This window comes from Arthrobacter sp. Y3223164 (assembly GCF_059091005.1).
This window is the reverse complement of the sequence record NZ_JBNHGF010000097.1, coordinates 1-8,142: the sequence shown is the minus strand read 5'-3', so window position 1 is coordinate 8,142 and position 8,142 is coordinate 1. Positions and strand designations below refer to the sequence as shown.

Sequence of the window (8,142 nt, the reverse complement as noted above, 5' to 3'; positions counted from 1 at the left end):
CCGCTGCCGGCTCCGCGGCCTTGAAGACCGCATCGACGGTGTCCGGCGCCGACCCGGATCAAGGCATGGAGGCGTGGGCCCCGCTGCTGGCGGACGCGGAAATCCTGCCCCCGGACGGGGACATCGAGGCGCCCGAGCGTGCGGAGGAGCCCGCGGCCGTCTCGGTGTTGACGGACAAGGACGGCGGGCAGGACTATCCCGCGACCCTGGCGGTCGTGGAGGCGGCAGGCGCCCGGGTCTTCCAGGACCCGCACGCAGACCCGCGGCACGGCAGCGAGACCATCGAATTCCTGCGGCAGGAGCCCGAGAACCGCGTGCTCGCCGTCGGCGAAGAGTTCGGCAGCGGCGACACCTTCGCGCGCCGAGCCACGGCAGCACTGACCGTGCCGGAGCTGCCCGGCGGGGGCCAGATGGCCTTCCCGTCCCGGCGGATGGTGGCGCTGTACGGGCATCCCTCCGGGCCCGCCCTCGGCGCGCTCGGCGAGCAGGATCCCAAGGCGTCGGTGAAGCGCGTGAAGAAACTCGCCAGGCAGTACCAACCGCACAGCAAGGAACCGGTGGTCCCGGCCTTCGAGATCATCGCCACGGTTGCCAGCGCCTCGGCCGGCAAGGACGGCGACTATTCGGAGGAGACTGATCCGGACGAGTTGCGCCCGTGGATTGAGGCCGCCGGCGAGGCCGGGGTGTACGTGGTGCTGGATTTGCAGCCGGGCCGGTCGGACTTCCTCACCCAGGCCAAGATGTACGAGGATCTGCTGAAGGAACCGCATGTGGGCCTGGCCCTGGATCCGGAATGGCGGCTGGGCAAGGGGCAGCGTCACATGGAGCAAATCGGCTCGGTGTCCGCTGCGGAGATCAACCGGGTCAGCGACTGGCTGGCGAAGCTTACCCGGAAGAACTCCCTGCCCCAGAAGGTGCTGATCCTGCATCAGTTCCAGTACCAGATGATTTCGGACCGCCAGGAGCTGGAAACCGGCCACGAAGAGCTGGCCCTGGTGCTGCATGCCGACGGCCACGGCGGGCCCGGCCAGAAACTGGACACCTGGCGCGTCCTCCGGGAGGACCTGCCGAAGAACATCTGGATGGGCTGGAAGAATTTTTACGACGAAGACACCCCGACCTTTAGCCCGGAACGCACCTACACCGGCGTGAAGCCGGCTCCCTGGTTCGTTTCCTACCAATAGCCCCGGGCCAACCACCGGCGTCACCAATAGCCCCGCCCCATCCACACTCGTCCTGCCGATAGTCCGCCCGCATCCACCGGCGGGTAAGGTGAAGACCATGAGTGTCTTTGCCGTCGAATATGTCTACGCCGCCGATTCCGAGCCCGGCCGGGACGAATACCGTCCCGCCCACCGCGCCTGGCTGGGCGGCTTCCTGGACCGGGGCCGCCTGCTGGCCTCCGGCCCCTACGCCGACGGCACCGGCGCGCTGCTGATCTTCACCGCCGAGGACGAAGCCAGCCTGCTGGAGGAACTGAAGCAGGATCCATTCAACGTCAACAACTTCGTCTCCGGCCTGAAAGTCACCGACTGGAAGCCCGTCACCGGGGCGTTCGCCCACCACGCATGATCCTTCCCACTCCCGCACCGTGTGCCAACGCCCGGCGGGAAGGGGATAATGAAACCTGATCAGCAACTGCCTACCGGCACATGGAGGACGTTTTGACCTCGGTCAATCTTGGAATGCCAGCTTCACCACCGCCAGTCCTGGCGCCGCGCCGCAAGACCCGGCAGATCAAGGTCGGCTCCGTCGGGGTCGGGTCGGACTCGCCCATCAGCGTGCAGTCGATGACCACCACGCCCACCACGGATATCAACGCGACGCTGCAGCAGATTGCCGAGCTGACGGCCTCCGGTTGCGACATTGTCCGGGTGGCCTGCCCCAGCGCCGACGACGCCGAGGCCCTGCCGATCATCGCCAAGAAGTCACAGATTCCGGTGATCGCGGACATCCACTTCCAGCCCAAGTACGTCTTCGCCGCCATCGACGCCGGCTGCGCCGCCGTCCGCGTGAATCCGGGCAACATCCGCAAATTCGACGACCAGGTCAAGGAGATCGCCGAGGCAGCCAAGGCCGCCGGCACCTCCATCCGGATCGGCGTCAACGCCGGCTCCCTGGACCCGCGGCTGATGCAGAAGTACGGCAAGGCGACCCCGGAGGCGCTGGTCGAATCCGCCGTCTGGGAGGCGTCGCTGTTCGAAGAACACGACTTCCACGACTTCAAGATCTCGGTCAAGCACAACGACCCGGTGGTCATGGTCCGCGCCTACGAACTGCTGGCCGAACGCGGCGACTGGCCGCTGCACCTCGGTGTCACCGAGGCCGGTCCGGCCTTCCAGGGCACCATCAAGTCGGCCACCGCCTTCGGGGCGCTGCTCTCGAAGGGGATTGGGGACACTATCCGCGTGTCCCTGTCCGCCCCGCCGGTGGAAGAGATCAAGGTCGGCCTGCAGATCCTGCAGTCGCTCAACCTGCGGGAACGCAAACTGGAAATCGTTTCCTGTCCCTCCTGCGGGCGCGCCCAGGTGGACGTGTACAAGCTGGCCGACGAAGTCACCGCCGGGCTGGAAGGCATGGAGGTGCCGCTGCGCGTCGCCGTGATGGGCTGCGTCGTGAACGGACCGGGCGAAGCCCGCGAAGCCGACCTGGGTGTAGCCTCCGGCAACGGGAAGGGCCAGATCTTCGTGAAGGGCCAGGTCATCAAGACGGTCCCCGAAGACCAGATTGTGGAAACGCTGATCGAAGAAGCATTGAGGATTGCCGAGGAGATGGGTGACTCCGATGGCGAGAATGCTGTCAAGGGTAGCCCCGTGGTTAACGTCAGCTAGCCGTGACGCGGCGGGTGCGGCCGGGGCCGTGCCCGCCGATCAGCATGCCGGAATACGGCCGCTGGCGGATGCGGATACCGCGGACCTTTGGGCGCTGGTGCGCGCGGATCCGGTGGCCAATGTCTTCCTCGCCGCCCACCTGGAGACCGCCGGGACCGCCGGCCCCACCCCGTCCGGTGCCCACATCCTGGGAATGTACGACGACGGCGTCCTCACCGGGGCCTGCTGGGCGGGCGTGAACGTGGTCCCGTCCGGGCTGGATGCCGAACAGGGCGCCAGGCTGGGCGCCCACCTGGCCGCCGGCGGGCGGCGCATGTCTTCCATCTTCGGGCCCGCCGAGGGGGTGCTCGGCATCTGGTCTTCGTACCGGACCGCCCATCCGCGGGCCTTCGACGTCCGGCCCAACCAGCCCCTGATGGAGCTGCGCGGAACTCCCGCCGTGTCCGCGGACCCGCAGGTCCGGTTCTCCACCGACGACGACTTTGAGGTGCTGGTGCCCGCCTGCGTCGCGATGTTCGAGGAGGAAGTCGGGTACTCGCCGCTGATCGGCGGGGGCCAGCACTACCGGCAGCGCGTGGCCACCCTGATCGGGAAGGGACACTCGCTGATCCGCCGGGACGGCCAGGGGCAGGTCGTCTTCAAGGCAGAACTGGGCAACGTGAGCGCCGACGCGGTGCAGATCCAGGGCGTCTGGGTGAACCCCGCCTACCGCGGCCGCGGGCTGGCAGCCGGCTGCATGGCAGCCGTCGTCGAGTTGTCCCGCAAGTACGCGCCGGTCGCCAGCCTCTACGTCAACGATTACAACCACCGGGCCATGGCCGCCTACGCCGCGGTCGGCTTCCGGCAGGTCGGCACCTTCGCCACCGTCTTGTTTTAGGCGGGGGAGGTGCCCGGAAGCATGCCGTGTCCACCCTTCACGCGCTCCGCCGGCGCAGCGTCAGTGACGCGAGCAGCAGTCCCACGATGACGCAGCCGGCCGCAACCGCCACGTCGAACCACAGGTCCCCGGTGGCTTCGGCGTGGGACGCGATCTGCTGCAGCGCATCCACGGTGTAGGTCAACGGCATGGCGTTCGCTACGGCCTCCAGCCAGTCGGACAGCTGCTCCCTGGGCACGAACAGGCCGCAGAGCAGGATCTGCGGGACCACCACTACCGGCATGAACTGCACCGCTTGGAACTCCGTACGGGCGAAGGCCGAACAAAAGAGTCCCAGCGCCACTCCCAGAACCGCGTTGACGACGGCGACCATCACCACCAGCGCCCCGTTGCCTTCGATGTCGAGACCGAAAACCAGGTAGGCCACCGCCGTCGTCACCGTGGCTTGGAGGGCGGCCATCAGCCCGAACGCCAGGGCGTAGCCGAAGAGGAGGTCGGCCTTGTTAATCGGCGTCGACAGGACGCGTTCCAGGGTGCCGGTGGTCCGTTCGCGGAGCATGGTGATGGAGGTGATCAGGAACATGACGACAAACGGGAAGATCGCCAGCATCATCGGGCCCACCCGGTCGAAGGTGCGCGGCGCACCGGGCGGCAGGGCTTCATTGTCGAACAGCAGGTAGACCACGCCGAGCAGGATGCCGGGAACCACGACGATCAGCGCGATGCTGCGCGGATCGTGGCGCAGCTGGGCCAGCACACGCCGCGCGGTGGCCAGCGTCATCGATGCGTTCATGCCGCCGCCTCCCGGCTCCGGATCATGTGGAGGAAAGCCTTTTCCAGGTCCACCGTGCCGCCGCGCTCGGCCAGCTCCGCCGGCGTGAGCTGGGCCAGGAGGGAGCCGTCGCGCAGCAGCAACAGATCATCGCAGTGAGAGGCCTCTTCCATGACGTGGCTCGAAACCAGCAGGGTGGCGCCCGCCGCAGCAAGGGCCGCGAAATGATCCCAGAGCTCCACGCGCAGGACGGGATCGAGGCCGACGGTCGGTTCGTCGAGCACCAGCAGGTCGGGCCTGCCCACCAAAGCGCATGCCAGCGACACCCGGCTGGACTGGCCGCCGGAGAGGTCCGCGGTCTTGCGCCCCGCCACCCCGGCAAGTCCCACGGAATCCAGAGCTTCGTCCACGTCGGACGCGGACCGGCCGTGCAGCGCGGCGAAGTAGCGGACGTTTTCGCGGACCGAAAGATCGGGATACACGCTCGGGTCCTGGGTGACGTAGCCGATCCGGTGCCTGAGCTCCCGGTGTCCCGCGGGCAGCCCCAGGACGGTGACCGTCCCGCCGGCCGTCTTCTGCACCCCGACGATGGCCCGCATCAGCGTGGTCTTGCCGCTGCCCGAAGGCCCCAGCAGGCCGGTGATGGTTCCGGCGGAGACTTCGCAGCTGACGTCGGACAGCACGGGCTTACGGGCACGGACCACCGTGAGCCCTGCGACGGATACGGCCGGCGCCAAGGGCGCCGCCGGGTGCGGCATCGTCTCCGCCTCCCTCATTTACTGGTCCGGTGACATCCACCTAGACCCGACGCAAGGGTGCGTCCAGACGCTCTGGCGGCCGCTGCCGTCCCGCCCCCGCGGGCTGTCGCTGGCATGCGCGTGGAGCCAGTAGATTAGAAGGCAGTTGAATTTCGCGGGCCGCTGCCGGCCCAACCCTTGAGAAACGGATTCCTGCAGTGGTTCTTCGCCTGTCCAGCATGTTCCTGCGCACCCTGCGCGATGACCCGGTCGACGCCGAAGTTGCCAGCCACAAGCTGCTGGTGCGCGCCGGCTACATCCGCCGCGCCGCCCCCGGCATCTACTCCTGGCTGCCGCTGGGCCTGAAGGTGCTGGCCAAGGTGGAGGCCGTGGTCCGCGACGAGATGAACGCCATCGGCGCGCAGGAAGTCCATTTCCCGGCGCTGCTGCCGCGCGAACCGTACGAGGCGACCAATCGCTGGACCGAGTACGGCGACGGGTTGTTCCGCCTGCAGGACCGCAAGGGTGCCGACTACCTCTTGGCCCCCACGCACGAGGAAATGTTCACCCTGCTGGTCAAGGACCTGTACTCCTCGTACAAGGACCTGCCGGTGACGCTGTACCAAATCCAGAACAAGTACCGCGACGAGGCCCGCCCGCGCGCCGGGCTGCTGCGCGGCCGCGAATTCATCATGAAGGACTCCTACTCCTTCGACGTCGACGACGAGGGCCTGGACGTCAGCTATGACGCGCACCGGCGCGCCTACCTGCGGATCTTCAAGCGCCTGGGCCTGGAAGTGGTGACCGTCAAGGCCACCTCCGGCGCCATGGGCGGGTCGAAGAGCGAGGAGTTCCTGCATCCCACCGAGATCGGCGAGGACACCTTCGTGCGTTCGCCCGGCGGCTACGCAGCCAACGTGGAGGCCGTCACCACCGTGGCGCCGGAGCCGGTGGACTACGCCGACGCCCCGGCTGCCGAGGTCAAGGACACCCCGGACACCCCCACGATCGACACCCTGGTGGCCGCGGCCAACCAGCTGGCACCGCGCGCGGACGGGGAATGGACCGCCGCGGACACGTTGAAGAACGTCGTCCTGGCCATCAAGCTGCCCACCGGCGAGCGGAGCCTGGTGGTCATTGGCGTTCCGGGCGACCGCGCCGTCGACCTCAAGCGCGTCGAGGCGAACATCGGTGCCTTCCTCCCGGTGGGCGGCGAAGTCGAGGTCGAGGCGGCCACCGAGGAAGACCTGAAGAAGCATCCGGGCCTGGTCAGGGGCTACATCGGTCCCGGCGAGAGCCTGGACGCGGCGGTCCTCGGGACCGAGTCGGCCACGGGCCTGCTCTACCTCGTGGATCCCCGGGTGGTGCCCGGCACGCGCTGGATCACCGGCGCCAACGAGGACGGCAAGCACGTGTTCGGTCTGGTCGCCGGACGCGACTTCGGCTGGGACGGCGTCGTCGAGTCGGTCGAGGTCCGCGAAGGGGACCCCGCGCCGGACGGCTCCGGTCCGCTGGAGGCGGCCCGCGGCATCGAAATGGGCCACATCTTCCAGCTGGGCCGCAAATACGCCGAGGCGCTGGGCCTGCAGGTGCTGGACCGCAACGGCAAGCTCGCCACGGTGACCATGGGCTCCTACGGCGTGGGCGTCACGCGTGCGGTGGCCGCGCTGGCCGAGGCCTATCACGACGACAAGGGCCTGGCCTGGCCGCGCAACGTGGCCCCGGCCGACGTCCACATCGTCGCCACCGGGAAGGGCACGGAAATTTTTGAGGCAGCCAACAGGCTGGCCGAGGAACTGTCCGCCGCCGGCGTCGATGTCATCTACGACGACCGGCCCAAGGTCTCTCCGGGCGTGAAGTTCTCCGACGCCGAACTCATCGGCGTGCCCACCATCGTGGTGGTCGGCCGCGGCCTGGCCGACGGCGTGGTCGAAGTCAAGGACAGGGCCACCGGGCAGGCCGAAAACGTGCCGCTGGCCGAGGCCGCCGGGCAGTTGGCGGCCCTGGCCGGGAGGTGAGCTCCGGACTCGAGGAACTGCAGCTGGCCACCCTCGCCCTCGTGGTCGTGGGTGGCTTTGCCGCCGGCTGGGTGGACGCCGTGGTGGGCGGCGGCGGCCTGCTCCAGTTGCCCGTGCTGCTGCTGGTCCCCGGCATCAGCCCGGTGCAGGCACTGGCCACCAACAAGATGGGCTCTATCTTCGGCACCACCACCAGCGCAGTCACCTATTACCGCAGGGCGCACCCGGACCTGAAAACCGCGCTGCCGATGGCCGGCGTCGCGCTGGCCGGAAGCTTCGGCGGGGCGATCGTGGCCACCGTGCTGCCCGCCGAGGTGTTCAAGCCGATCATCGTCGTCGCGCTGATCGCGGTGGCCGTCTTTACCGCGCTGCGTCCGACGGCGGGATCGCTGACCCGGCTGCGGTACAAGGGCGCCCGGCACCTCGGCGCGGCCGCCGGAATCGGGCTGGTCATTGGCTTCTACGACGGCCTGATCGGTCCCGGCACCGGCTCATTCCTGATCATCGCGATGGTGGCGCTGCTCGGCTACAACTTCCTGGCCGCCAGCGCGAAGGCCAAGATCGTGAACATGGCCACCAACCTGGGCGCCCTGGCCTTTTTCCTGCCCAGCGGGGCGCTGCTGTGGGGGCTCGGGCTGGTGCTCGGCGTCGCCAACATGGCCGGCGGTTACGTCGGTGCGCGGATGGCCGTCGCACAGGGCAGCAAGTTCATCCGCGTGGTCTTCCTGGCCGTGGTCGCGGCCCTGATCCTCAAGCTTGGCTACGACGTGTTGCAGGAGAACGTGCTGGGCCGCTGATCCGGACCAGAGGGGGCGGCCAACTGCCCGCTCCTCACGAGCCGGTGGCGGGCGCGGCCAGCAGTTTGTCGTCCAGTCCCGGGGCGGGCGGCACGACGCCGGTTGAGGCC

Annotated in this window: 8 protein-coding genes; 6 read left to right on the top strand and 2 right to left on the bottom strand. The window is 68.6% G+C overall.

The window, feature by feature from the left end:
* The 4 genes from AC5RUJ_RS07290 to AC5RUJ_RS07275 form a co-directional block, all read left to right on the top strand.
* Positions 1-1,184, top strand: a 1,184-nt coding sequence (locus AC5RUJ_RS07290; protein ID WP_494155716.1) for a hypothetical protein, incomplete at its 5' end; no start/stop codon positions are given.
* Between the two features lie 97 nt (positions 1,185-1,281).
* A complete protein-coding gene (locus AC5RUJ_RS07285) occupies positions 1,282-1,572 on the top strand; it encodes a YciI family protein (RefSeq protein ID WP_494014196.1) in 291 nt (96 codons plus the stop codon).
* Between the two features lie 92 nt (positions 1,573-1,664).
* Positions 1,665-2,831, top strand: coding sequence for a flavodoxin-dependent (E)-4-hydroxy-3-methylbut-2-enyl-diphosphate synthase (gene ispG / locus AC5RUJ_RS07280; protein WP_494002538.1), 1,167 nt, complete (start codon positions 1,665-1,667; stop codon positions 2,829-2,831).
* Between the two features lie 28 nt (positions 2,832-2,859).
* A complete protein-coding gene (locus AC5RUJ_RS07275) occupies positions 2,860-3,708 on the top strand; it encodes a GNAT family N-acetyltransferase (protein WP_494128983.1) in 849 nt (282 codons plus the stop codon).
* Positions 3,709-3,745: 37 nt separating this feature from the next.
* Here the strand turns inward: AC5RUJ_RS07275 and AC5RUJ_RS07270 are convergent, their stop codons facing one another.
* The gene (locus AC5RUJ_RS07270; RefSeq protein WP_494128982.1) at positions 3,746-4,501 is read right to left on the bottom strand and encodes an ABC transporter permease; all 756 of its coding nucleotides are present in this window, start codon (positions 4,499-4,501) and stop codon (positions 3,746-3,748) included.
* On the bottom strand, positions 4,498-5,256 hold the full coding sequence (locus AC5RUJ_RS07265; protein WP_494155715.1) for an ABC transporter ATP-binding protein: 759 nt from the start codon (positions 5,254-5,256) through the stop codon (positions 4,498-4,500). Before AC5RUJ_RS07265 ends, AC5RUJ_RS07270 begins: the two co-directional genes overlap by 4 nt.
* Before the next feature lie 179 nt (positions 5,257-5,435).
* Between AC5RUJ_RS07265 and AC5RUJ_RS07260 the strand changes: the two genes are divergently transcribed.
* Together AC5RUJ_RS07260 and AC5RUJ_RS07255 are read left to right on the top strand one after the other, a co-directional pair.
* The gene (locus AC5RUJ_RS07260) at positions 5,436-7,235 is read left to right on the top strand and encodes a proline--tRNA ligase (protein ID WP_494128980.1); all 1,800 of its coding nucleotides are present in this window, start codon (positions 5,436-5,438) and stop codon (positions 7,233-7,235) included.
* A complete protein-coding gene (locus AC5RUJ_RS07255; RefSeq protein ID WP_494128979.1) occupies positions 7,232-8,032 on the top strand; it encodes a sulfite exporter TauE/SafE family protein in 801 nt (266 codons plus the stop codon). The genes AC5RUJ_RS07260 and AC5RUJ_RS07255 overlap by 4 nt, the downstream gene beginning before the upstream one ends.
* Positions 8,033-8,142: the final 110 nt, after the last annotated feature.